A 23,952-nucleotide genomic window follows, 5' to 3' on the forward strand; every position below is an offset into this window, starting at 1 on the left:
GTCCGGGGCCGGGAGCGCCGCGCCGCGCTCCCGGCTTCATGTTCCGGGTTCGGTGACGAACCCCAGTTTCACTATCCCGGCCTGTTGGGCTGCGGCCATGACTTTGAGCACGGCTTCATATTCCGCCTTGCGATCCCCGCGAATCTGTATTTCGGGCGGTGTCGCCTGTGCCGCGGCTGCGGCCAGGCGCGCATCGAGCGCCGAGGGCGTCAGTTTTTCGTCGTTCCAGACGATGGTGCCATCCCGCTGCACCGATAACAGCACGGTTTGCGGCCGGCTGGCGACGGGCGGGCTGCCGGCGCGCGGCAGCTCCAGTTTGACGGCGTGGGTGAGTACCGGCACGGTCAGGATGAATATGATCAGCAGCACCAGCATGACGTCGACCAACGGCGTCATGTTGATTTCGCTAAGCGCTTCTTCGCTGTCACTCCGATTGCCCGGCATCATTGCGCGTCTCCCCGTGCGGCGCTGCCCGCCGGCGCCGATCCGGTCAGAAAATAGGCGTGCAGCTGGCGCGCGAAGCGCTGCAGGCTGCCTATCGTGCGACGGTTGATCCGGGTCAGTGCGTTGTAGCCGAGGACGGCGGGAATGGCGACCACCAGACCGCAGGCGGTCATGATCAGCGCCTCGCCGACCGGGCCCGCGATTTTGTCGATGCCAACCTGGCCGGCGACGCCTATGCCGACCAGGGCATGGTAGATGCCCCACACTGTTCCGAACAGGCCGACGAAGGGCGCCGTCGAGCCGACCGAGGCCAGGATGGACAGCCCGCGTTGTAGTCGTTCTGCGCATTCGTCCAGGGTGCCGCTCTGGCTCTCGCTCAACCATGCGGCCAGGCTCAGCTGGCCGTGCAGGTCCTGTTTGTTGTCGTTGTGGTGCTGCACCGCCTGCCGGCTTTCTTCCGCCAAGTGGTGGAAGGGATTGTCGCCTGCCGCCTCCAGCCGGGCGACGCCGTCGGCGAAGGTGCTGGCGTGCCAGAAGCCGTGGCTGGCACGGGCTGCGGCGCGCAGGCGCAAGGCGCGCAGCGCGTGCAGCGCGATCACGTACCAGGAGGCGATCGACATGAGCAACAGCAGCACGGCGACGGTCCTGATCGCCAGGTCGCCCTGGCTCCACAGCTGGCTCAGTCCATAAGGGGTGTTTGTCATGGTGCGGGTCTTTCCGGGTTAAGGGTCGAGAGTGAAGGCGATGGGCTGGACATACCAGAAGGCAATCGCTTCATCGCCTCTGTGCGCGGGGCGGTAATGCCAGCGGCGCACGGCGGCGAGTGCGGCGGTGTCAAGGCGGTCGAAGCCGCTGCTGCGGCGCAGCCGGGCTTCGCCGACGCGGCCGTCGGCCAGGATATGTACGTCGAGCAAGACCTGGCCCTGCTCCCCCAGACGGCGCGAGGCAGCCGGGTAGAGCGGGGCTGGATTGTCGAGCCCGCTGGCGTCGATGCGCGGCGGTGTCGGCGCGGCTTCGTCCTTGGGCGACGGGGCGGGCGGGGCGGCGCTCGCGGGTGCGGCAGTCGTCGCCGGCGCTGGCGCGGCGGAGCTGCCCGGGCGGCTCGCCCGCGTTGCCGCTGTCGCGGCGGGGCGAGCGGGAAGCGGTCGTGCGTCATGATGCGGCGCGATGGGAGGCGCCGTGCGGCGAGGGGGGGCCGGGGCCGGCCGGGGATGCGGGGTCGAAACCAGCCTGCCCATGACGGTCGGCGGTGTGATCGCGACCGGCATGGATGCCGTGTGTCCCGCCGCGAGCGCACCGAGCAGCAGCAAGTGGGCCAGAACGATGGCGGCCAGAATCCAGCCGGGCTTCAGCGCAATGGGGCGCCGAGGGGAGGAGTGTGTCATGCGGCATTCTCCATGCGGCGTCGTGCGCTGCGCTGGCGCGCGCGGCGCTTTTTCAGCCAGATCAGGACACCGCTCGCGCTGAGGATGGCTACGGCCACGCCGGTCAATGAAATCGCCACCCTACCCGCCAGCCCGAACAGGCGTCCGCTGTGCAGCGGGAACATGGCTTGCAGAAATCGATCGCCGCGATTGCCGCGGCCGGGGCCTTCTGCGCCGAGCACCGCACCGCTGGCGGCGTTGAAGTAGAGCCAGGTCGCTCCCATGCCGGCGGCGGGTTCGCCGGTGGGAAAGAAGCCTACGCCGTACAGATTCTGCGCGCGCGCGATATACAGACCGCCAGCGGGATCGGCAATCCTGTCGAGGCGCGCGCTCGCCGCCGCGAGTGCGAGGATGCGCTCGGGGGGCAGCACCGATGCCGTAGACGGAGCTTGGCCCCTTTGCCTGAGGGGCGAAGGTGTCGGTGTGGAAAACAGCGACAGCACGGGGCGTACGACTTCTTCGCGCAGATTCATCGCGACCGAGGTCAGCGCGAGCAGGGTCAGGACTCCCCACAGCCAGACGCCTCCAGAGCGGTGGAGGTCGAACAGCAGGCGATAGCCGCCCTCGCGCCAGCGCAAGGCAAACGATTTGCGCCAGCTGCGCGGCGAGGGGAAGGCGAGGCAGAGCGACACGATGCTGTCGAACAACCAGCCGATGGCGATCAGTCCCATCAGCCAGACGCCGAGGTCGACGCCGTGCCGGACCGGGAGCAGCAGGGTGTAATGCAGCCGGTAGAGGAGCGGAATCAGATGCTCGCGCCCCATGGCGACCTCGCCCCACAGCCGTTTGCCGAGTACGGCGCCGCTGACGGGATCGAGGGCCACCTGGTCGTAGCCGGGGCGATACGGACGTCCGTCGGCGGGGTTGATGCGCGCGTCGAGCTGGACGATGAGACTGTCGCCGGGCCGCGTGGTCAAGGGGAGGTAGCGAACGCTGATGCGCGGGTCTGCGGCTTCGACGCGGCGTATCAGTTCCGCCGCCGGCAGCGGCGTTCCCTGCGTGCGGGCGTGAAAGAAGCCGGGGTTCAGCCACGCATCGAGCTCTTCGTGCCAGGCAATCAGCGCCCCGCTGCCGCCTGCCGCGAACAGAAACGCGGCGGCGGCCAGACCGAAGTAGCGGTGCAGCTTGAGCAACAACGGACGCATCTCAGTATTTCCAGCTCAACGAGACACTGCCGTTGCGCGGTGCGCCGTAGTATGACTGTGTCGTGTACAGGCTCGCCAGGTATTTGACGTTGCCGACATTGTTCAGGCGCAGGGTTGCCGTCAGCGATTTATTGAGGTCGTAGCTCGTCATCAGATCGACGAGCGCATAGGCTTTCTGCGTGCTGGTGATGCCGTCGCCCTGGTCGCGCCAGATACGCGATTGCCAGGCGACGTTCATTCCGACCTTGACCCGTTCCAGGAAGGGCAGGCGGTAGGTGGTCGAGGCGCGTATCAGGCGGCGCGGGGTATAGGTGTGTGTCGCATCGCCGTCGGCGTCGACGAGCGCGAGTTGGGTATAGCCGAGGCTGGCTTGCAAGCCCGGCAGCGGACGGCCGCTGATTTCGGCCTCGAAGCCGCGCGAGCTGACTTGGGTGCCGGCATAGACATAACGGGTGCCGTCCATGCCGGTCTGCTCCGCCAGGTTGTTCTGCCGGGTGCGGAATACGGCGAGGGAGGCTTGCAGTTTCTTGTCCAGCCATTCGCTTTTCAGACCGAGCTCCTGATTCCAGCCTGTGACGGGGGCCAGCGTCGCGCCGGATGCGTCGGTTTTTTCGGGCTGCGGGGTGAAGATACGGGTATAGCTGCCGTAGGCCGACATATGGCGGTCGAGGTCGTAGACCAGGCCGAAGTAGGGATTGATCGCACTATCCGACGCATCGTGCGCGAGGCCGTAGTCGCTGCCCGAGCTGTCGGCCCGGGTGGCGCTGGCGCCGGCGATCACACTGGTGGCCGCGTCGAGATGGGAGCGCAGCGCGGCGTAAAGGCTCAACTGGCGGTCGGTATAGTCGCTGCCGTCGGAGCTGGAGTCGAAGGAGGCGGGAAAGCTGCCATCCCAGTCGGCGAGGTCCGTGTCCAGTTCGCTGCCTATCGTGCCGTAACCCGAACGGTCATGCATGTGCGAGCGCGACAGCATGCCGCCGAAGCTGAGCTCGTGGCGGCGACCGGCCAGTTCGAAGCTGCCGCTGGCTTCAGCATTGAAGAGGGTTTGCTTGAGATCGGAGACATAGCTGGAGGGATAGCTATACAGGCCGAGCCCGGTGCTCGCATCGGGCGTGCCGTACAGATAGAACAAGCGGCCGTCGCTGCGCTGTTCGCGCAGGGTCAGCGCGACACGGCCCTTCCAGTCGCCACCCAGGCGGCGCGTGAGTTCGACGCGCGCGCGCTGATCGCGCGTATTCCAGTATGCCCAGTCGGCCGAGGTGCTGGTCGAGCTGTCGTAGTCGGTGGCGCTGCCGTTGCTGTAGTACAGCGGCAGTCCGCCCCAGAGCGGGCTGTCGGCCTTGTTTTCCTGGCGGGTATACGACAGGGCGAGCGTGGTGTCGGGGTTGAGATCGGCTTCGATGATGCCATAGAACACGGTTTTGTCGTGGGAGTAGCGCTTGAGCCAGGAGTCGGATTTTTCCTTGGCCATCACCACGCGCCCGCGCACGGTGCCGGCCTCGTTCAGCGGTCCAGATACATCGAGATCGAGCCGCTTGTCGCCCCAGGAGCCGAAGGTGAGGCTTCCAGACGTTTGAAACTCGGCCGTGGGCCGCTTGCTGATGAAATTCACCGTGGCTGACGGGTTGCCGGTCGGCGAGAGCAGGCCGCTCGCGCCGCGCACCACGTCGACGCGGTCGTAGACCGCGGTGTCGATATCCCCCAGCGCATTGCCCGAGGTGAACGGAACGCCGCTGCCGTCGATCTGGAAATTGGTGATGTCGAAGCCGCGCGCGGTGTAATAGGTCCGGTCGGTTTCCACTTTTTCCACCACCACGCCGGTGGTCGTTTCGAGGACGTCGTTGGCGCTGGTGAGTCCAAAATCATCCATTTTGGCGCGGGTGACCGTCGACACCGACTGCGGAGTTTCGCGCGGGCTCAGTGCGAGTCCGGTCGCACTTGAGCTGCGGCGTACGGTGTAGTCGCCGCTGACTTCGGTCGGGACGTCGGTGGCCGACTGCGCATCGACATTGACCGTTGCCAGCGTCGCGGCATCCGCCCTTGCCGGGTCGTCGGCGGCCAGGGCGTCAGGGGAGAAGGCCAGCGTCAGGGCCAGCGGGACCAAGGATGACAGGAGGCGCAGATGTGAGCGTGCTGCGTGGTTGGGCATGGCGTCTTTCTATATCGAAATGGGAATCATTATCAATGTAGACGTAGCCGCTCGCCGAATCCTGACCCCGGGCTGCGCATATTTTTTGCCGCGCTCACCCGTCGAGTGCGGCCAGGCAGCGGTGGCAGGCTTGCATGCCGTTCATCACGTGTTTTTCGACCATATTGCGCGAGATGCCCATGGCTTGCGCGATCTCCGCCTGGGCGAGGCCATCGAACTTGAAGTGGATGAAGGCCTGGCGACAGCGCTGCGGCAAGGCGGCAATCGTTCCGAGCAGGGCGCTCGTGCATCGCGCCTGAATGAGATGCCATTCGGGATCGCAGTCGGGCGCGGCGGGCAAGGACACCTCGCCGCTTGCATCGACGGCGGGCGGCAGTGCCTGTTCGCGGCGGTAATGATCGATCAGAATGTTTCGTGCGGTGCGGTAGAGTACGGCGCGCGGGTGCTGCAGCACGACCTGGCCCGCCATCGCCAGTACCCGGGCGTAGGTTTCCTGCACGACGTCCTCGGCAGTGTCGCGATCGGGTGCGCGCTGGCGCGCAAAGTGGACAAGTTCCTGGTAATACTGCTCCAGCACGGTATGGCTCGCGGCGGCAGGGGAAAACCCCGCCTAGCATTGATAATGATTATCAATACTAATTGTTGTTGCCGGCCGCGACAAGCGCTTTCGCTCGACCGGTCGCAACGGGGACGGGCTTCAGTCGACGGCTACCAGACGCAGCTGCGTGATTTCCGAGGGGGCGCCGAAGCGTTTCGGCGGCCCCCAGTAACCGGTGCCGCGACTGGTGTAGACCCAGAGCGCATCCATGCGGTGCAGCCCGGCGGTAAACGGCTGCTGCAGCCGGACGAACAAATTCCATGGCCAGAACTGGCCGCCGTGGGTATGGCCCGACAGTTGCAGGTCGAAGCCGGCGCGCGCGGCTTCGACCGCGCTGCGTGGCTGGTGGGCAAGCAGCAGCTTGAGATCGGCGGCGGGCGCACCGGCCAGTGCCGCGTGCGGATCGCTGTGCCAGGCGGGATCGAACTGGCGGGCACCGTAGTCGTTGACACCGGCGACGACCAGCAGGGCTTTGCCATGGCGTACCAGCACATGTTCGTTCTGCAGCACGGTCAGACCGAGGCGTCGAATTTCGGCCGTCCATGCCGCCGCATCGGAGTAGTACTCGTGATTGCCGGTGACGAAATAGACGCCATGGCGCGCGGTCAGTTGCGCGAGCGGCGCCGTTTCGTTTGCCAACTGCTCGACCGAGCCGTCAACCAGATCGCCCGTCACGGCGATGAGATCGGCGTCCAGCGCATTGACCGCGCCGACAATGGCTTGCAGGTAGCCCCGCTTGATCGTGGGGCCGACATGAATGTCGCTGATCTGGGCGATGGTGAAGCCATCCAGTGCGGCGGGCAGCCCGGAGATGGGGACATCGACTTTGACCACCTGAGCCCGCAGGCGGGCATTGACGAAGCCGACCAGCGAAACAAAGAGCGCAGCGAACGGGACCGCGAGGGCAGAGATCCCGCGCAGGCGCGCGTAGGCATCCGGAGCCAGCAGCGCGCACAGCGCGAGGATGAGGTCGCGCAGCAGCGTCAGAACCAGGAGCGAGGAGAACACGCCCATCGCCAGCGAACCCGCCCATGCCATGATGTCGGCGAGCGACTGGCGGGCGACCATGCGGCTGGCGACGGCCATCGGAATCAGCAGGCAGGATAGCAGCAGGACGACGGCCGCAGCCGTTCTGCCGCCCGCATCGAGCGGCAGGGCCGGCAATAGCCGCAGTCCGATATAGACATGCAGGGCGGCGAGCAAAGCGGTCGCCAGTATCAGAAAACGGCTTATGCGCATGGTGGGGGCGGTCTCGGTGTCTGATCCGGGTGGAGGTGGCAGAGTGTCATCGGTCATTATCCTAAGATGCGGGGTCTGGCTTGCGATTTCAATGGTCCGGTCACTCTGCGCCAGTGCCGCCTTGTTGCCGTTCCCGCGTTCGGCTACACTGGCCCGCACGCGGGCTCGACCGGCGGGTCCGGCCCATTCCCGTTCTTACATCTTCGTGTCCGACACCATGATTCCCCAACACGCCATCGACCTCGCGATGCGCCAGATCGCCGTCGACCTGTCCGCCGCCATGCCGGGCGAACAGTCGTTTCAACGTCTGGTTTCGGCGATCGCCACCGTACTGCCGGGGTCGGCGGTTGCCCTGTTCCAGTTGCAGGACGGCGTGCTCTTTCCTGTGGCGAGTCAGGGCCTGGCGCCCGAGTTGCGCGGCCGGCAATTTCTGCCGTCGCAGCATCCGCGCTTGCAGGCCATCATGGCGTCCGACGACCCGGTCCGCTTTGCTTACGACTGCGACTTGCCCGATCCGTTCGACGGTTTGCTGGCATCCGATGTCGAGCGCGAGTTGCCCGTGCATTCCTGCATGGGCTGCCGTTTGTCGCTCGACGGCGAGCCGGTCGGCATCCTGACGCTCGATGCGCTGGCCGAGAACGCATTCGCCGGTCTGACGGCCTCGGTGGTTGCGGCTTTCGCCGCGCTGGCCACCGCTACGCTGCGCAACGCGGCGCTGCTGCGCGCGCTCGAGCTGTCGTGCGAGCATCAGCGCGCGATCGCGCACGATCTGATGCGCGAGGCGTTGCGCCGCGGCGGCGAGCTGATTGGAGACAGCGCGCCGATGCGAGCCCTGCGGCAGGATATCGCGCTGGTGGCGGCGACCGATCTGCCGGTACTGGTCGGCGGCGAAACCGGCAGCGGCAAGGAGCTGGCGGTACGGACCTTGCACGCCTGCTCGGCGCGGCGCGATCAGGCGCTGGTGCAGATCAACTGCGCGGCCCTGCCCGAGTCGCTGGCCGAGAGCGAACTGTTCGGCCACAAGAAAGGGGCGTTTACCGGCGCCATCGCCGACCGTGCCGGCAAATTCGAGCTCGCGCATGGGGGGACCCTGTTTCTGGACGAAATCGGAGAACTGGCACCCGGTCTGCAAGCGTTGTTGCTGCGGGCCCTGCAGCAGGGCGAGATCCAGCGTGTCGGTTCCGATGCCGTCATCCGTGTCGATGTCCGCATTGTCGCGGCGACGAATCGCGACTTGCTGCACGAGGTCGAGGCTGGCCGCTTCCGCGCCGACCTCTACCATCGGCTGCATGTCTATCCGCTGCATCTTCCCGCGTTGCGCGAGCGCCGGGAGGACATCGCCGAACTGGCCGGGCACTTTCTCGATGCGGCGCGGCCGAGCCTGGGCGGAACCCGCATCGATCTGCACCCGTCGGCGCTGGAGGCCTTGCAGGCTTACGACTGGCCTGGCAATGTGCGCGAGCTTGAGCATCTGCTGCTGCGCGCCAGCTTGCGTGCTCGGCAGCGATCGCCGCAGCGCGCCGTCCTGTTTGCGCAGGATCTCGAGCTGCCGGCCCCGGGCCCGCAGCCGACCCCTGCCGTCGCGACCGCCATCGAAGCGAGTGCCGCCATCGGCCTGCGCGATGCGGTCGACGACCTGCAACGGCGGATGATCGTCGGTGCGCTGGCCAGCGAGCAGGGCAACTGGACCCGGGCGGCTGCCCGCCTGGAACTGGATCGCGCGAATCTGCAACGGCTCGCGCGCCGGCTCGGAGTGAGTCAATAAGACACGGCCGAGTCGGATTGACACGATTTCTCCGAGTCATAATGACTCGGTTTGGATCGGATTTTTTGTGTTATTTCATTTAAAAACAATGGTTTGAATCGTTGGCACGCTTATCGCAATACCTCTAGCTCATACTATTCGATTAGGGGTGTTTCATGTTCTGTGTTCAATGTGAGCAAACCATCCGTACGCCGCAAGGCGATGGCTGCAGTTTCGCGCGCGGCATGTGCGGCAAGACCGGCGAAGTGTCCGATCTGCAAGACATGCTGGTTCACCTGTTGCAGGCCGTTTCGATCTATGCGCGGGCCGCGCGCACGGTCGGTGTGATCGATGCCGAGATCGACAGCTATGTTCCGCAGGCGTTCTTCTCTACGCTGACCAATGTCAACTTCGATCCCGAGCGCATCGTCGACTTCAGCCGCCGGGCCGAAGCCTTCCGCGACAGTCTCAAGGCACGTTACGAAGCGGCCTGTGCCGTAGCGGGGCACGCACCGGCAACCCTGCCGGCCGCCGCCGCCTATCGTCTGCCGGCCAGCCGCGCCCTGATGCTCGGCGACGCGCCGATGTTCCTGCTCAATCGCGGACGCTCGGAGGTCGGCGACGATGTGATCGGTTTGCGCCTGCTGTGCCTGTATGGCCTCAAGGGAGCCGCCGCTTACATGGAACACGCGCGCGTGCTGGGGCAGAGCGATGCCGATGTGGCCGGCCGCTTCCACGACATCATGGCCTTCCTGGCCGAGGAACCGACCGACATGGGCGCGCTGTTGCAGTGCTCGATGGATATCGGTCAGCTCAATTACCGCGTGATGGCGATGCTCGATCTGGGCGAAACCGCGACCTTCGGTCACCCGGAACCCACCCGCGTCAATATGCGCGCGGTTCCGGGCAAGGCGATCCTGGTGTCCGGCCACGACTTGCACGATCTGGAACTGATCCTGCAACAGACGCAGGGCCGCGGCATCAATGTGTACACCAACGGCGAAATGCTGCCGGCTCATGCCTATCCCGCGTTCAAGAAATACCCGCATCTTGTTGGTAACTATGGTAGCGCGTGGCAAAACCAGCAGCGCGAATTCGCGGCTTTCCCCGGCTCCATCGTGATGACTTCCAATTGTCTGATCGACCCTAACGTCGGCCAGTACGCCGAGCGCATTTTCACCCGCAGCATCGTCGGCTGGCCTGGCGTGACCCATATCGAAGGCAGCGACTTCAGTGTTGCCATCGATGCGGCGCTGGCCATGCCCGGCTTCGCTCAGGCCGAAGAACCGGTCTATACCACGACCGGCTTCGCACATAATGCGCTGATGGGCGCGGCTCCGGCGGTGATCGAACAGGTGAAGGCCGGCGCTATCCGCCATTTTTTCCTGATCGGCGGTTGCGACGGCGACAAGAGCGAGCGTAGCTACTACACCGACCTGGCGCGCGCCGTACCGCAGGATTGCCTGATCCTGACGCTGGCCTGCGGCAAGTTCCGCTTCAACTCGCTCGAGTTCGGCGATATCAACGGCATCCCGCGTTTCCTCGATGTCGGCCAGTGCAACGACAGCTATTCGGCCATCCAGCTCGCGCTGGCACTGGCCGATGCCATGGGCTGCGGCGTAAACGACCTGCCGTTGTCGCTGGTGTTGTCCTGGTTCGAGCAAAAAGCCATCGTCGTCTTGCTGACCCTGCTGTCGCTGGGCATACGCAATATCCGCGTCGGCCCGACCACCCCGGGTTTCCTCACCCCGAACCTGCTTGCCATCCTCAACGAGAAGTTCGGCCTGACGCTGATCGATACGGTCGAGTCCGACCTGGCCACCATGCTGAAGGCGTAAAGCCGGTATGCCGGCCGCGCTCTGGCGCGGCCGGTTTTTTGCGAGTCGATTTCATGACGCCCCTGATTTCATCCCCTGCGACTGTCTGGCAAGGCCTGGCCGCACTGCGCTGTCTCGCGCGGTGCGAACAGACGCCGGACAGCGCGAGTTTCGATTTTGCCTTGCCCACGGGCTTGCGCGCCGAGTTCCGCCCCGGCCAGTTCATCAGTCTGGGCCCGGTCATCGAGGGCAAGGCACAGTTTCGTGCCTATTCCATCGCCTCGAGCCCGGGCCAGGCACAGACCTTGACGCTCGGCATCAAGCGCGTCGAGGACGGCCTGGTGTCCAACTGGCTGTTCGACACGCTGCAAGCCGGCATGTCGGTCGACGCACTGGCGCCGGCCGGCGAGTTTTGTCTGGACATGGCGGCGCTGCCCGACGCGCTGCTGCTGCTGTCAGCCGGCAGCGGCATAACCCCGATGCTGTCGATGGCGCGTGCCGTGCTGGAAAGCGGGTGCGATGCTGCCGTGCATTTCGTGCATAGCGCGAGGAGCGAGGATGACTTGATGTTCGCCGCGGAACTGCAGGCGCTGGCGGCGCAGTATCCCACCTTTCGCCTCGAGCTGTTTCTGTCGCGTCCGACAGGGCGCCTTTCTTGCCATGCGGGCCGTCTCGATGCCGACCGGCTGGGTGCGCTGCTGCCGCGTGCGGCGCGCGTCCAGGTCTATATGTGCGGCCAGGAAGGGTATATGGATATGGCGATGGCGGCGCTGCTGACGGCGGGTTTGCAGGCTGCGGCGATCCATCGCGAGAGCTTTGCCGCAAGCTCGAGCGTGGTGGCCGCCGATGCGCGCCGCTACCGCTTGTCGGTACCGGCCTTCGGCAGGCAGGCGACGATCGCCGCAGGCGAAAGTCTGCTCGATGCCCTTGAGCGCGAAGGGCTGCCCATCATCGGCGCCTGCCGCACCGGCGTCTGCGGTTCGTGCAAGTGTCGGGTGGTGGACGGCGAGGTCGAGTCTAGCAGCCAGCTGCCGCTGACGGCGCAGGAAATCGGGGCGGGCTACGTGCTGGCCTGCAGCAGCCATGCGAGTGGCGACCTGACGCTGGTCCTGTGAGCGGGTGCGGGAAGAGGCCGGTCGCCGGCCTCTTCCCGCACAGTGGTCCCCCACCCATGGGGGGGCTGCACGGCACGATGCCGGCTTTGCCAGCCCCGGCTGCCGCCTGCGCGATCGCTTGCCAGCGCCGTTGCACTGTCCTATTGTCGTGGCTGGCACGGAAGCGCCGTGCCGCCGGTGAAAGGAGGCGCGGCGTGTTTGCCTGGTTCGAACAGCGGCTGGATCCGTATCCCGAGCGCGAACCGCCGCCATTGCCGGCGCGCTTTCTTGCTTTCGTCTGGGCTTCGACCCGCGGCTTGCGCGGTCTGATCGCGGCGATGACGCTGCTGACGGCGTTCATCGGCGCCTTTGAAGCGGTTCTGTTCGGCATGCTCGGACGTATCGTCGACTGGCTGGGCCGGGTGCCGCCGTCCGCGTTCTGGACGATGGAGCGCGAGCCGCTGCTGTGGCTCGCCGGGGTCGTGCTGGCCAGCCCGCTCGTCGTCGCGGCGCAGACACTGATCAAGTATCAGGCCCTTTCTTCCAATTATCCCATGCGGCTGCGCTGGGATTTCCACCGCCTGCTGCTCGGCCAGAGCCTGAGTTTCTATCAGGACGAATTTGCGGGCCGGGTCGCGACCAAGGTGATGCAGACGGCGATGGCCGTGCGCGACATGGTGATGATCGTCGCCGATATTCTGGTTTTCGTGGTTATCTACTTCGTTTCCATCGTCGCCGTCGTCGGTTCTTTCGATCGCTTCCTGCTGCTGCCCTTCCTGGTCTGGCTCGCCTGTTATCTGCTGACGCTGTTCCATTTCGTGCCGCGCCTCGGACGCGTCGCGTCGCAGCAGGCCGACGCCCGCTCGCTGATGACGGGGCGTATCACCGACGCCTATACCAATATCGCCACCGTCAAACTGTTCTCGCATGCGCGGCGGGAGGCGGCGTTCGCGCGCTCGGCGATGCAGGAGTTCATGCAGTCTTCCTATCGCCAGATGCGGCTGGTGGGGAGCTTCGAGGTCGTCAACCATAGCCTGAACGTTCTGTTGGTCGCGGGGTGTGCGGCGGTGGCGCTCTGGCAGTGGCGCCATGGCCGGCTCGGCGTGGGCGCGGTGGCGGCGTCGACGGCGATGGCCTTGCGGCTGAACGGCATTTCGCACTGGATCATGTGGGAAATGGCCTCGCTGTTCGAGCATATCGGGACCGTGCAGGATGGCATCGCCACCTTGTCGCGTCCGGTTGCCGTGCCCGATCGCACCCTGGCCGCGCCCCTCGCCGTCGATCGCGGTGAAATCCGCTTCGAGCGGGTCACGTTCGCCTATGGCGGGAGCCAGGCGGTGCTGGACGACGTCTCGCTGACGATACGTTCGGGCGAGAAGATCGGCCTGGTCGGCCCCTCCGGCGCCGGCAAGTCGACGCTGGTCAATCTGCTGCTGCGTTTTTACGACCTCGAGCAAGGGCGCATCCTGATCGACGGTCAGGACATTGCCGGCGTAACGCAGCAGAGTTTGCGCCGCCAGATCGGCATGGTGACCCAGGACACCTCGCTACTGCACCGCTCTGTGCGCGAGAACATCCTCTATGGCCGTCCCGAAGCCGGCGACGAGGACATGCGGCTGGCCGCCAGCCGCGCGCAAGCGCTGGACTTCATCCTGGCGCTCGTCGACGCGAGCGGGCGCCGTGGCTTTGACGCCCATGTCGGTGAGCGCGGGGTCAAATTATCGGGCGGCCAGCGCCAGCGCATCGCCATTGCCCGCGTCCTGCTCAAGGATGCCCCCATCCTGTTGCTGGACGAGGCGACCAGCGCGCTCGACTCCGAGGTCGAAGCCGCGATCCAGAGCTGTCTGTACCGTCTGATGGAAGGCAAGACCGTGCTGGCCATCGCGCACCGTTTGTCGACGCTGGTGGCAATGGATCGTCTGATCGTGATGGATCGCGGGCGTATCGTGGAAGAAGGCCGTCACGCCGCGCTGCTGGCGCGCGGCGGTTTGTATGCCCGTCTATGGGCGCACCAGAGCGGCGGGTTTCTCGGCGCGGACGGCATGGCGTCTTCCGGCGACGAGCGCGCAGGGCGGCGCATGCCGGGCTGAGCTGCGGCCATCATGGCTCAGGCCAGGCGGTACCCGGATAGCGTGCGCTCTATGTCTGCGGTTTCCCCGCGCAGCGCGCGGGCGGTCGCGGCCGCGCCGTCGGCGCCGCTGGCGTTGCGTTCGGTCATCGAGGCGATATCCTCGACCCGGCGCGCCATGGCATTGCTCGTCCTGCTTTGCTCTTCGATCGCCGCGGCGATATCGGCGACCTGTTCCATCACCGCCTGATGGCCCTGGCGGATGGCCTGTATCGAATCTCCCGCCTGCGCGGCGTCCCCGGCCTGTCGGTCGACGCGTTCAAGCAGATGCTGCATGCCGTCGACCGCCGCGCCGGTGCCCTGTTCTATCGTCTGTATGATGCCGGCAATTTCCCCGGTCGAGCTTTGCGTGCGTTCCGCCAGTTTTCTCACTTCGTCGGCGACCACGGCGAAACCGCGTCCGGATTCGCCGGCGCGTGCCGCCTCGATGGCCGCATTCAGCGCCAGCAGATTGGTCTGTTCCGCGATACCTCGAATCACGCCGACCACACTGGCGATCGCTTCGCCCTGGCCGCGCAAGGCATCGACCTGGGCCGATGCCTGTTTGACGTGGTCCGCTATCAGGCGGATGCCTTCCACGGTATTCAGAATGATGCCGCCGCCCTGGTCGGCCTTGGCGGCTGCATCCAGAGCCAGCGCGCGTGCTTCCTGCGCCCGTGCGGCGATGTGGTCGATGCTGGTCGTCATTTGTTCGATGGCGGCGGCCAGGCTGGCCGAGTCCTCGCTCTGTTGCCGACTGGCTGCAGCGATGCGGGTGCTGCCGGCCGCCATCTCGTCCGCCGCGAAATGGATATGGCCGATCGAGTCGCGCACCTGCCCCAGGCTCTGCTGTAAACGCGCGAGCAAGCGATTGAAGGCGCCGAGCAGTTCTCCCACTTCATCTCCCCGTGCGATCGGCGCGCGCGCGGCGAAGTCCAGGTTTTCTTCGATTTCGACCATTGCGGTGCGTGCGGAACGGACTGCCGATACCACGGTACGCCAGATGATCTGCGTGTTGATGGCCAGCAGGGCGATAAACAGCACGCAGACCGAGATTTCAATCAACTTGGCACGCTGATAGGCGATCAGCGCGTTTTCCTTGTACTGACGCGCGATCCCGGTCTTGTGCTTGATATGCAGCGCCATCAGGTCCTGCATCCTGTTGGCCAGTGGCCTCAGCTCTTGCAGATAGGCGGCACGCCCGAGGGAAGGGTCGGTCATGACCCTGGTGCGCAGCAGATCTTTCTTCGCCGTCGCCTGTTCCGCCAGCGCCCGCTCCTGCGCCCAGATGTCGCGGTCGGCATCGTCGTCGACCAGCGGACCATAGGCCTGGATACCGGCGACGAAGTCGCCCCAATTACCAGCCAGGCTTTTCTGACGATCTTGCGCTTCGGCCGGCGACTGCGCCGAAATCAGAAACGAAATATCGATGCGGGCCTTGTAGAACGAAGACATGGTGTCGTGCAGGCGCACGACACCGGGCAGGGTGGTGGTATTGACTTGATCCAGACGCTGCTGGAATAGCGCGCTCTGCTGCAGGGCGACGCCTCCAATCGCCAGCAGACCGACGACGCCGGTGACGACGAGAATGATCAGACGATGAGTGATGCGCATGCGGACTCCTCTTTTTTGTGGTCTGGTGGTCAGGCCAGTTTGGCCTATCTTACAAATACTGACCGCTTTTGCCTAGTGTTTCCCTATCAATGCAAGGGGAATCCCGTACGAGGGCCGACTGACATGAAAAGACGCCGCCCTGTCAAAAAGACCGCTTGAGGTCGCATCGACTTCCATTTCGAGTGGTGCGAATCCGTCCGGGCGCAAAGCGTCGGCCGGTTCTGCCTCGTCGAGGCCGTTGCCGGCTTCATGTCTGCGGTGCGGCGCGCCGGGCAATGGTGCAGTGCCGAATAAGCATTATTTGCTCAAGTATCGGTGCCGTGCAGTGCACTAGTCTGGTGTAGGCAGACACGGTGGTGCGCCGACTCTCTGCGCTCCGGGTGCCTGATGGTTGTGAACCGGGTCTATGCCTCCCTCCCTGCGGAAGGAGACATCTACCCTCCGTGCCGGTTTCTGTTGCACGGTAAGTCTCGGTACGGGAAAAGGACCTACTATGGATGTGACGTTCAATGCGCTCTGTCAGCGCGTGCTGCTGCTGGAAAACGATGAAGCGGGCGGTTTCCGGATTCGCGATCAGCTGGTCTCGACCGGCCTGGCGAGAGAGGTGAGCTGTATCGTGTCGCTGGAGATGCTGCAGCGCGAGCTCGAAAACCGTCCGCCTGACATGATCGTGGCCGAGTATCCCTTGCGCTGTATTGATGGTTTGGCGGTACTGCGGTTTCGCAATCGCTACGCGTCCGGCTTGCCGCTGATTTTCGTCTCCGACCTGTCTTGCGACAACGATGTGATCGAGGCGATGTGCCTCGGATGCAGCGATCTCGTGTTCTGGATACATTTGAGCGAGCTGCCCGCAATGGTGCGGTGCGTCCTGGCCGAGGTCGAGCTGCACCGGGCGCTGTCTCCGCTGGACGAGACGGGATCGGTTATGGACGAAGAGTTCGATGCCGAAACCGGCCTGCCCGGCCACGACCGTTTCATGGCGCAGCTGGATGCCCGTTGTCGCGGTCATGCGATGCTGCATGGAATGGTACTGCTCGTGATCGAGCTGGGAGCGGTCGAGATGGTCGGCGAAAGCGAAGGTTCCGGTCTGCACGCGGCGGGCGTTCTCGAGCATACGGTCGAGCGCCTGAGCAAGTGGCTCGACGTCGACGACCTGGTGGCCCGCATCGGCGCATTTCGGTTTGCCATCGTACTCGGCGGCGAGGACGCCCGCGCGTCCGCATGGGTTCCGCTGTTGCTGGAGCGTCTGCGCGACCCGATTCTGATCGCCGGACAATTCTGGTCGCTGCCGGTCTATAGCGGACTCGCGCGCTACCCGGAAGACGGAGCGGATGCAGTCGCCCTGATGCACAGTGCCGAATACGAGTTGCGCAGTTCCGAACGCGATGCGGTGTGCCGGCACCGGGTGTGCCACGGACCGAGGACGGAGACGCAGCAGCGCCAGCAGGTGGAGGACGAGTTGCGTGCGGCGCTGGAGCCGGATGGCGGCTTGCAATTGCTGTATCAACCGCAGGCCGAGCTGGCGGGGGGGCGCATCATCGGGCTCGAGGCCGTACTGTGCTGGCACCATCCGCGGCTGGGCATACTCAAGGCAGGCGATTTTGTCCCTCTGGCCGAGTTCTGCGGCCTGATGCCGCTGCTCGACTGCTGGGTGCTGAACCAGGGGTGCCTGCAACTGCGTAAATGGCGCGAGGCAGGCGTGCAGGCGCCCTGCCTGTCGCTGAACCTGTCGCCCGGGCTGTTTTTTGCCGGCACCCTGATCGGCGATCTGGAGGGCGTGCTGCATCTTCACGGCATCGAAGCGGGAGCGCTGGAGCTGGGGCTGAGCGAGGCGGCGACGATGCGCGATCCCAAGTTCTGTGTGGATACCATGCTACGCCTGCGCGCCTTGGGCCTGAAACTGTCGTTCAAGGACTTCGGCAGCGGCTATTCCAGCCTGGTTTCGCTCAAGCGCTTTCCGCTCACGCGTCTGAAGCTCGATCGCAGCTTCGTGCAGGGCATCGCCGACGATCCCGGCGATCTGGCCATCGTACGCGCCTTGATCGCGCTCGCGCACGAGTTGTGCCTGGACGTGGTGGCGGATGAGGTGGAAACCCGGGAGCAGATGATCCTGCTGATCGAGGCCAAGTGCGAGGCCTTGCAGGGGTATCTGTTCAGTCCGCCGGTTAGCGCCGAGGCCTGTCGCAGCATGTTGCTCGGCGGATTCGTGCTGCAGATTGACTGAGGGCCGGCCCCTTGCCGGCCAGACGGGCCGGTTCGCGCAGACCTGTGCGTGCATCGGTTCGTTCTCTATTGTCGCGCCCGCCCGCCTGGGCGGGCGTTCATCGTGAATTGCCGTAATTTGACAAGAAATCAGTAAAAAAATCTGATAAAGGCTGGAAGTTCAGCAGGATCGCTGCCAAAATTTGCCGTTTCCCCGCGAAAAAAACCAAGGTTCTGATTGCGCAGGCGCATCGCCAGCGGGGGCGGTGCTGCGATCGAATCCAAGAGATACGGCCTCATATTATGGAAAACAATCAAGAACAGCCTGGGCTGCGCCGTGCGCTGCAGGCGCGGCATCTGTCCATGCTGGCAATAGGCGGCTCGATCGGGACCGGGCTTTTTCTGGCCTCCGGCGCCACCGTTGCCTCTGCCGGACCCGGCGGCGCGCTGCTGGCCTATGGACTGATCGGAGTCATGGTTTATTTTTTGATGACCAGCCTCGGTGAAATGGCCGCCTTCATGCCGGTTTCCGGTTCCTTCCAGGTGTATGGATCGGAATTCGTCGACCCGGCCTTCGGCTTTGCCCTCGGCTGGAACTACTGGTACAACTGGGCGGTCACCATTGCCGTCGAGCTGGCCGCGGCGGCCATCATCATGCATTACTGGTTTCCCGCCTATCCGGGATGGTGGTGGAGCGCGGGTTTTCTGGTGCTGATCTTTGCGCTCAACTATTTTTCGGTCAAGGGCTTCGGCGAGGCCGAATACTGGTTTTCGCTGTTGAAAGTCGTCACCATCATCGCTTTCATCGCGATCGGCGTGCTGATGATCTCCGGCATCATGCGCCATCCACCCGTCAAGGGGTTCGCGCCGGGGCTGACGACCTTCACCTATGGTGCCGGACCGTTCGTCGGCGGCATGCCGGCCTTTATCGGAGTGGCGATGATCGTCGGTTTTTCCTTCCAGGGGACGGAACTGATCGGTGTCGCTGCCGGTGAGTCGGAGCGGCCGGGCCAGACCATCCCGCGAGCCGTGCGGCAGATTTTCTGGCGTATCCTGATGTTTTACGCCTTGTCCATTCTGGTGATCGGACTGATCCTGCCGTACAACGATCCGTCGCTGCTGAAGAATGGCGTCGAGGATGTCGGCGCGAGTCCGTTCACCCTGGTGTTTCAACGCGCAGGGCTGGCCTTCGCTGCCAGCCTGATGAATGCGGTGATTCTGACTGCCGTGCTGTCCGCCGGTAATTCCGGCATGTATGCCTCCACGCGCATGCTCTACACCATGGCGCACAACAAGATGGCGCCGCGCCTGTTCTCGCGGCTGACCGACAACGGCGTGCCGCGCAATGCCTTATATGCGACGGCGCTGGTGGCCTGCCTGTGTTTCCTGACCTCGCTGGCGAATAACAATGCCGTCTATCTGTGGCTGCTCAATTCGTCGGGAATGACCGGTTTCATCGCCTGGCTCGGCATCGCGATCTGCCACTACCGCTTCCGTCGCTCTTATGTCCATCAAGGCTACGATCTCGACCGCCTGCACTATCGGGCGCGCTGGTTTCCCCTGGGGCCCTTGTTTGCATTCGGTTTATGCCTGGCCATCATGCTTGGGCAGAACTACGCCGCCTTCATGGCGCGTCAAATCGACTGGAACGGAATCATCGCGACGTATATCGGGATTCCACTGTTCGCGTTGTTCTGGTTCGGGTACAAATTCAAGCACAAGACGCGCATGATTCCCTTGCACCGGATCCGCCTGGCCGAGCATCACCGTTTGTTGCAGCGGGATGCGAAGTAAGGTTTACCCCGCCGCCAGGCGGCGGCGGTAGAGCAGAGTCCAGCCGAGCAGGGCGCCGTAGATGGCATAGCCTATCCATGGCGCCAGCAGCAGGAAACGGTCGGCCGGCAAGCGTCCGACGAGGATGGCCTTGAGGGCGGTTTCCGCCACCAGCCCCGCGCCCCAAACCAGCGTCATCAAGCGCAGCGAGCGCGCAAACCCGGGGCGGTGGCGGTATAGCGCTTCAAACTGTTCTTCAGCCTGGCCCGGTGTTCGGCGCACGCCTGCGCGCGCCAGATAATAGATCAGCGGCCGCGGCGCGAGGCAGGACAGCACGAAGGCCGCACCGATCAGCCCCGAGATCAGCGATTCGCGCAGCAGGATGGCGCGCGGATCGCCGCCGAGCGCGAGCACCAGCAATGACAGGACGATGCCGGCCAGCACCATGACGCTGAGTGCGTCGATGCGTCGATGGCGCGCGAGCTCGACACCGCTCCATAGCAGCGGGGGCACCGTCGAGGCGAGCAGGGCCCGGCTCTCGCCGAAACCGGTGACGGTCAGGCGATAGGCCAGCCACGGCAGCACGAAATTGATCGCGATTTCGCCCGCGAGCGGCACGGTCCGGCGCAGGCGCTTCATACCACGACCCAGACGACCAGCAGCAGCAGCAGAATGAGCAGCCCGGCCAATACCTGCGTGGTGCTGCGCTCCTTGAGCAGCGCGGCATGGAATGAGCGCGTCTGCGTTTCCATGGTCGCTACGCGTTGCTGCAACTGGTAGCGCTCTTCATCCTGCTTGGCGAGCGCCTGCAGCATGGCTTCGCCACCGAACTCGACGATGGTGTCGACATCGCAGACGCCGATGAGTTTGCTGACCTTGTCCTTGAAGTACAGCCCCGAACGTTGCGCCTCGTCCTTCCATTCGAATTCGAGTCCCTGGCGCGCGAAGAAGGCGCTCTTGCGGCGACGGTCGTCTTCGGTGGCGGCGGGAACGAGCGTAATCATGCCCGGGCTGACCGAAAAATCGGGGTAGACGCTTTTGGCCCAACTGATTACGCCGGCGAACAGGAAGATATCGAGTCCGGAGGTCCGCATCAGGTCGCTGACGGCGATGCCGCCTTTGGGGCCGAAGGTGACGCTGCGGCTCGGATGGTCGACGCGGGCCCAGGCGCAGTTGTGCACATTGTGAAACGAGGCGTCGTCGCCGGTAAACAGTTCCCAGTGCGGCCCTTCGCTACGGGCGTAGCCGCGAAACTGCATGCGGAAGAAATCCGACTGCTCGGTCATGGCGCGGCTGCGGTTCAGTATGCCGTAGACGGCGGTACCCTGGACCTGGAGATGGAGAACGGATTCGCCCATCGGCATGGCCAGCGCGGCGAGCGTGGTTTCATTCTCCGGCGCGCGAAGGGCGGGTTCGGATGGCGTTCCCTGCGGGGTAGTCGTATCCATGTCTAGAACATATCTCGGGTGCGTGGTGTCGTATTCTGGTGCTTCGGCAAGAATAATGCCCATCGCTGGTGCGGGGGAAGCCTTGCCGAATGGCCTTTGTAGGCATCATAGCGGATCTAAGTTCTGGCATGGGATTTGCATAGTAAAAAGCGCGATGTCTAACCCGACTCGTTGCATTGTGACTTCTCTGTCTTTGCGATGGTTTGTCCGGAGCCTTTATGGCTCCGGCTTTTTTTTGGGTGTGCCCGCCAGGGCGTCTTGCGCGCCAGCGCAACGGGACCGGCTGGGTGGCCTGCCCGGCGACTTGGGGGGCTGTCTCTACCGGCCTGGCCACGGTGTCTGTCGCGAGGCGGAACCTGAAGGTAAAGCGCCGGCCTGAGCAACGGAAGCGGGTGCGGGGCGGAGCCGCCGGGGTGCCAAATCCGCATGGCGCCGCGGCGCTTCGCGCCGGTATAATGCGGACACGATCACCGGGGGTGCCCGCGCCAGGGCTGAGAGAGACCCCAACAACCTGATCTGGGTCATACCAGCGTAGGGAGCGTGATGGATCGACCCGTGTCGGTTTTTCGCCTGCCCCTGCGACCCTGTCCAATCGCCGGGAGAAGTCATATGAAGTCCTTTTTGTCCGCCATTGCATTCGTTCTGGCCGCGGGTATCGCCCACGGCGACGAGTTGCGTGTCCTTGCGCACAGTTCCTTCGATCTGCCCAAACCGCTGCTGGCCGATTTCGAGCGCCAGGCCGGCGTCAAACTTGTCATCGTCAAGGCTGGGGATGCCGGGGAGATGTTGAACAAGCTGATCCTCACCCGCGCCCATCCGATCGCCGACGTGGTGTTCGGTATCGATAATTCGCTGATCGCCAAGGCTCTCGATGCCGGCGTGATCGATCCCTATGTGCAGAAGGCCGGCGCCCGGCCCTCGCATGTCGGCTTGCCCGGCGGCGTCGCGAGCGTCGACTATGGCTACGTCACCTTGAATTACGACAAAGCCTGGTTCGCGAAGAACCATCTGCCGTTGCCGCGAACGCTCGACGATCTGACGCGTCCGGCCTACAAGAATCTGCTGGTGGTGGAGAATCCGGCGACGTCCAGTCCGGGCCTGGCTTTCCTGCTGTCGACCATCAGTGCGCTTGGCGAAGACCGGGCATTCGCCCTGTGGGCACGTTTGCGCGCCAATGGCGTCAAAGTCAGCAAGGGCTGGGATGAGGCGTATTACACCGATTTCAGCCGTAACGGCGGGTCGCGCCCCATCGTGCTCAGCTATGCCACCAGCCCGGCGGCCGAAGTGTTCTACAGCAAAGAAAAGTTGACCGAGTCACCGACGGCCAATCTGCCTCTGCCGGGGGCCGTGTTCCGGCAGGTCGAAGGCGTTGCCCTGGTGAAGGGCGGGGGAGAGCGGCAAGCGGCCGGCAAGTTCATCGATTTCATGCGTTCCGATGCGGTCCAGAAAGCGCTGCAGACGACGATGTGGATGTATCCGGCGGTCGACGCAACGCCGGTCGACCCGGCGCTGCGCTTCGCTGCAATCCCGGCGGCACACCAGACGCCGGACGAAAACACCATCCATCGCAAGGCCGCTGCCTGGGTCGCGCGCTGGACGCAGGTCGTTCTGCGCTAGATGAGAGCTGAGCGCCGGGAACGGCGGTGGCTGTATCTGCCGCCGCTCGTCTTTCTGCTGCTGGTGGCACTCGCGCCCGCTGCGCGCCTGTTGCTGGAGAGCGGCGCCCGCTTTTCGGTACTGTCCGACGCCTATTTGCGCTGGCGCTTGCTGTGGTCGCTCGGACAGGCGGCGCTTACCTGCGTGCTCGGAACGCTCATCGGCGTGCCCGTCGCCTGGGTTCTGGCGCGTACCGCCTTTCCGGGGCGAGCGCTGGTGCTGCGGGTCCTGATGCTTCCCTTCGTCATGCCGACGCTGGTGGCCGGCATCGGCGTGCTGGCCGTGTTCGGGCCGCACGGCCTGTTCGGCGCCGATCTGCAGGACACGCCCTGGCTCCTGCTGTATGGCAATCTGTTCTACAACCTGCCGTTGATCATTCGCGGCGCGCACGATGGCTTTGCCGCTCTTCCCGCCAGCCGCCTGGCGGCGGCACGGACACTGGGTGCGACCCGTCTTGGCGCCTTCTGGCGCGTTGAATGGCCGGCGATGCTGCCTGCGCTCGGCGCGTCGCTATGCCTGGTGTTCCTGTTCTGTTTTTCCGGTTTCGGTCTGGCTTTGCTGCTGGGCGGCGTGCGCTATGCCACCGTCGAGGTCGAGATCTATTCCCTGGTCGCCTATGAGCTGAATCTCGCCGATGCCAGTGCGCTCGCGCTGATGGCGCTGACCCTCAGTGGCGTGTGCGTGCTGATCTATGCCTGGTTCGAGCGGCGGCTTGCGCACCCCGCGCCTGTCGATCCCCTGCCGCCCGCGCCGCCGCGGCACTGGCAGGAGCGCGTCGCACTCGCGCTGGCGCTGGGAGCGCTGTTTTTCTTTGGCGGTCTGCCACTGGCGGCCGTCGCCTGGCGGGCGGCGTCTGCCGGCGCCGCCTGGCGCGTGCTGTTCGAACCCGATACGCTGGCGGCGCTCGGCAATACCGCGCGTTTCAGCGCCATGACGCTGGTGCTGGCGACCGTACTCGGCGTGATGCATGCGATGGCGGGGCGGGCCCGGGTCTGGATGCGGGCTGCCGCTTTTCTGCCCTATGTGATTTCGCCGGTCTGCATGGCGTTCGGACTATTACTGCTCTATCCCGGCTTGAGTGCCAGCCTCGGCTTGCTGATCGCCGCCTACACCCTGCTCGCCTATCCTTTCGTGGCCAAGGGCATCGGTAGCGCGCTCGACCGGATGCCGCCGACGATGGTGCAGGCGGCGCGTACGCTGGGAGCATCTCCGCCGCGGGTGCTGTGGCGGGTGACTTTGCCTTTGCTGCGTCCGGCCTTGCGCCGCGGGATGGCCTTTGCCGCCGCCAGCGCGGTCGGAGAATTCGCCGTGACCCTGTTTTTGTCGCGACCGGAGTGGACGACGCTGACGACCTTGATCTACCGGCATCTGGGCCGCCCGGGCGCCGCCAATCTGGATCAGGCGCTGGTGCTGGCTTCGCTGTTGATGGGGTTTGCCCTGCTGGCGTTTTTATTGATCGAATGGCCGTCGCACGCCAGGAGGGAATCCGGGGGCTGAT

At 64.8% G+C, this 23,952-nt stretch carries 18 protein-coding genes and 1 riboswitch; of the genes, 8 read left to right on the forward strand and 10 right to left on the reverse strand.

Going from position 1 to position 23,952, the window contains the following annotated elements:
- Positions 1–36 precede the first annotated feature (36 nt).
- From G520_RS0100490 to G520_RS0100520, 7 genes are all read right to left on the reverse strand, one after another.
- Positions 37–396 carry an ExbD/TolR family protein gene (locus G520_RS0100490; protein WP_248620846.1) on the reverse strand — a complete coding sequence of 120 codons (360 nt, stop codon included), beginning with the start codon at positions 394–396 and terminating at the stop codon, positions 37–39.
- A gap of 47 nt (positions 397–443) precedes the next feature.
- On the reverse strand, positions 444–1,148 hold the full coding sequence (locus G520_RS0100495) for a MotA/TolQ/ExbB proton channel family protein (protein ID WP_028533964.1): 705 nt from the start codon (positions 1,146–1,148) through the stop codon (positions 444–446).
- A gap of 18 nt (positions 1,149–1,166) precedes the next feature.
- Positions 1,167–1,829 carry an energy transducer TonB gene (locus tag G520_RS20925; protein ID WP_051228754.1) on the reverse strand — a complete coding sequence of 221 codons (663 nt, stop codon included), beginning with the start codon at positions 1,827–1,829 and terminating at the stop codon, positions 1,167–1,169.
- Positions 1,826–3,013, reverse strand: coding sequence for a PepSY-associated TM helix domain-containing protein (locus G520_RS0100505; RefSeq protein ID WP_028533965.1), 1,188 nt, complete (start codon positions 3,011–3,013; stop codon positions 1,826–1,828). Before G520_RS0100505 ends, G520_RS20925 begins: the two co-directional genes overlap by 4 nt.
- Position 3,014: 1 nt before the next feature.
- A complete protein-coding gene (locus G520_RS0100510) occupies positions 3,015–5,162 on the reverse strand; it encodes a TonB-dependent siderophore receptor (protein ID WP_084637381.1) in 2,148 nt (715 codons plus the stop codon).
- A gap of 94 nt (positions 5,163–5,256) precedes the next feature.
- Positions 5,257–5,739 carry a sigma-70 family RNA polymerase sigma factor gene (locus tag G520_RS0100515; protein WP_028533967.1) on the reverse strand — a complete coding sequence of 161 codons (483 nt, stop codon included), beginning with the start codon at positions 5,737–5,739 and terminating at the stop codon, positions 5,257–5,259.
- Between the two features lie 120 nt (positions 5,740–5,859).
- Positions 5,860–6,999: a metallophosphoesterase gene (locus G520_RS0100520; protein WP_028533968.1), complete on the reverse strand. Its 1,140-nt coding sequence runs from the start codon at positions 6,997–6,999 to the stop codon at positions 5,860–5,862.
- A 217-nt stretch (positions 7,000–7,216) separates the two neighbouring features.
- Between G520_RS0100520 and norR the strand changes: the two genes are divergently transcribed.
- From norR to G520_RS0100540, 4 genes are all read left to right on the forward strand, one after another.
- Entirely contained in the window at positions 7,217–8,764 is a 1,548-nt protein-coding gene (norR, locus tag G520_RS0100525) for a nitric oxide reductase transcriptional regulator NorR (RefSeq protein WP_051228848.1), read from the forward strand.
- A gap of 155 nt (positions 8,765–8,919) precedes the next feature.
- Positions 8,920–10,581 (forward strand): hydroxylamine reductase, encoded by a 1,662-nt coding sequence (hcp, locus tag G520_RS0100530; RefSeq protein ID WP_028533970.1) that lies wholly within the window; start codon positions 8,920–8,922, stop codon positions 10,579–10,581.
- A 53-nt stretch (positions 10,582–10,634) separates the two neighbouring features.
- The gene (locus tag G520_RS0100535) at positions 10,635–11,675 is read left to right on the forward strand and encodes a flavin reductase family protein (protein WP_051228756.1); all 1,041 of its coding nucleotides are present in this window, start codon (positions 10,635–10,637) and stop codon (positions 11,673–11,675) included.
- A 194-nt stretch (positions 11,676–11,869) separates the two neighbouring features.
- The gene (locus G520_RS0100540) at positions 11,870–13,744 is read left to right on the forward strand and encodes an ABC transporter ATP-binding protein (RefSeq protein WP_028533972.1); all 1,875 of its coding nucleotides are present in this window, start codon (positions 11,870–11,872) and stop codon (positions 13,742–13,744) included.
- Between the two features lie 17 nt (positions 13,745–13,761).
- Here the strand turns inward: G520_RS0100540 and G520_RS23755 are convergent, their stop codons facing one another.
- Positions 13,762–15,375, reverse strand: a complete 1,614-nt coding sequence (locus tag G520_RS23755) for a methyl-accepting chemotaxis protein (RefSeq protein ID WP_051228758.1) — start codon at positions 15,373–15,375, stop codon at positions 13,762–13,764.
- Between the two features lie 493 nt (positions 15,376–15,868).
- Here G520_RS23755 and G520_RS0100550 point away from each other — a divergent pair, with 493 nt between their 5' ends.
- Positions 15,869–17,599 carry a two-component system response regulator gene (locus G520_RS0100550; RefSeq protein WP_028533973.1) on the forward strand — a complete coding sequence of 577 codons (1,731 nt, stop codon included), beginning with the start codon at positions 15,869–15,871 and terminating at the stop codon, positions 17,597–17,599.
- A gap of 281 nt (positions 17,600–17,880) precedes the next feature.
- Positions 17,881–19,371 (forward strand): amino acid permease, encoded by a 1,491-nt coding sequence (locus G520_RS0100555; RefSeq protein WP_028533974.1) that lies wholly within the window; start codon positions 17,881–17,883, stop codon positions 19,369–19,371.
- Positions 19,372–19,374: 3 nt separating this feature from the next.
- Here the strand turns inward: G520_RS0100555 and G520_RS0100560 are convergent, their stop codons facing one another.
- Both G520_RS0100560 and G520_RS20935 read right to left on the reverse strand, forming a co-directional pair.
- On the reverse strand, positions 19,375–19,989 hold the full coding sequence (locus G520_RS0100560; protein WP_028533975.1) for a VC0807 family protein: 615 nt from the start codon (positions 19,987–19,989) through the stop codon (positions 19,375–19,377).
- The gene (locus G520_RS20935; protein ID WP_051228760.1) at positions 19,986–20,798 is read right to left on the reverse strand and encodes a hypothetical protein; all 813 of its coding nucleotides are present in this window, start codon (positions 20,796–20,798) and stop codon (positions 19,986–19,988) included. Before G520_RS20935 ends, G520_RS0100560 begins: the two co-directional genes overlap by 4 nt.
- Before the next feature lie 462 nt (positions 20,799–21,260).
- A riboswitch (TPP riboswitch) is annotated at positions 21,261–21,354 on the forward strand.
- Between the two features lie 53 nt (positions 21,355–21,407).
- Between G520_RS20935 and G520_RS0100570 the strand changes: the two genes are divergently transcribed.
- Positions 21,408–22,415 carry a thiamine ABC transporter substrate-binding protein gene (locus G520_RS0100570; protein WP_028533976.1) on the forward strand — a complete coding sequence of 336 codons (1,008 nt, stop codon included), beginning with the start codon at positions 21,408–21,410 and terminating at the stop codon, positions 22,413–22,415.
- On the forward strand, positions 22,416–23,951 hold the full coding sequence (locus G520_RS0100575) for an ABC transporter permease (protein ID WP_028533977.1): 1,536 nt from the start codon (positions 22,416–22,418) through the stop codon (positions 23,949–23,951).
- The last annotated feature ends 1 nt before the right edge of the window (position 23,952 follow it).

This window comes from Paludibacterium yongneupense DSM 18731 (assembly GCF_000422925.1).
Lineage (GTDB): Bacteria > Pseudomonadota > Gammaproteobacteria > Burkholderiales > Chromobacteriaceae > Paludibacterium > Paludibacterium yongneupense.

Excerpts from the sequence above, each read along its gene's own strand:
- hcp (WP_028533970.1), top strand. The coding sequence starts at position 8,920 with ATGTTCTGTGTTCAATGTGAGCAAACCATCCGTACGCCGCAAGGCGAT.
- G520_RS0100575 (WP_028533977.1), top strand. The coding sequence starts at position 22,416 with ATGAGAGCTGAGCGCCGGGAACGGCGGTGGCTGTATCTGCCGCCGCTC.
- G520_RS0100550 (WP_028533973.1), top strand. The coding sequence starts at position 15,869 with ATGGATGTGACGTTCAATGCGCTCTGTCAGCGCGTGCTGCTGCTGGAA.
- G520_RS0100560 (WP_028533975.1), bottom strand. The coding sequence starts at position 19,989 with ATGAAGCGCCTGCGCCGGACCGTGCCGCTCGCGGGCGAAATCGCGATC.
- G520_RS0100510 (WP_084637381.1), bottom strand. The coding sequence starts at position 5,162 with ATGCCCAACCACGCAGCACGCTCACATCTGCGCCTCCTGTCATCCTTG.
- G520_RS0100535 (WP_051228756.1), top strand. The coding sequence starts at position 10,635 with ATGACGCCCCTGATTTCATCCCCTGCGACTGTCTGGCAAGGCCTGGCC.
- G520_RS20935 (WP_051228760.1), bottom strand. The coding sequence starts at position 20,798 with ATGGATACGACTACCCCGCAGGGAACGCCATCCGAACCCGCCCTTCGC.
- G520_RS0100570 (WP_028533976.1), top strand. The coding sequence starts at position 21,408 with ATGAAGTCCTTTTTGTCCGCCATTGCATTCGTTCTGGCCGCGGGTATC.
- G520_RS0100505 (WP_028533965.1), bottom strand. The coding sequence starts at position 3,013 with ATGCGTCCGTTGTTGCTCAAGCTGCACCGCTACTTCGGTCTGGCCGCC.
- G520_RS0100495 (WP_028533964.1), bottom strand. The coding sequence starts at position 1,148 with ATGACAAACACCCCTTATGGACTGAGCCAGCTGTGGAGCCAGGGCGAC.
- G520_RS0100555 (WP_028533974.1), top strand. The coding sequence starts at position 17,881 with ATGGAAAACAATCAAGAACAGCCTGGGCTGCGCCGTGCGCTGCAGGCG.
- G520_RS23755 (WP_051228758.1), bottom strand. The coding sequence starts at position 15,375 with ATGCGCATCACTCATCGTCTGATCATTCTCGTCGTCACCGGCGTCGTC.
- G520_RS20925 (WP_051228754.1), bottom strand. The coding sequence starts at position 1,829 with ATGACACACTCCTCCCCTCGGCGCCCCATTGCGCTGAAGCCCGGCTGG.
- norR (WP_051228848.1), top strand. The coding sequence starts at position 7,217 with ATGATTCCCCAACACGCCATCGACCTCGCGATGCGCCAGATCGCCGTC.
- G520_RS0100520 (WP_028533968.1), bottom strand. The coding sequence starts at position 6,999 with ATGCGCATAAGCCGTTTTCTGATACTGGCGACCGCTTTGCTCGCCGCC.
- G520_RS0100490 (WP_248620846.1), bottom strand. The coding sequence starts at position 396 with ATGACGCCGTTGGTCGACGTCATGCTGGTGCTGCTGATCATATTCATC.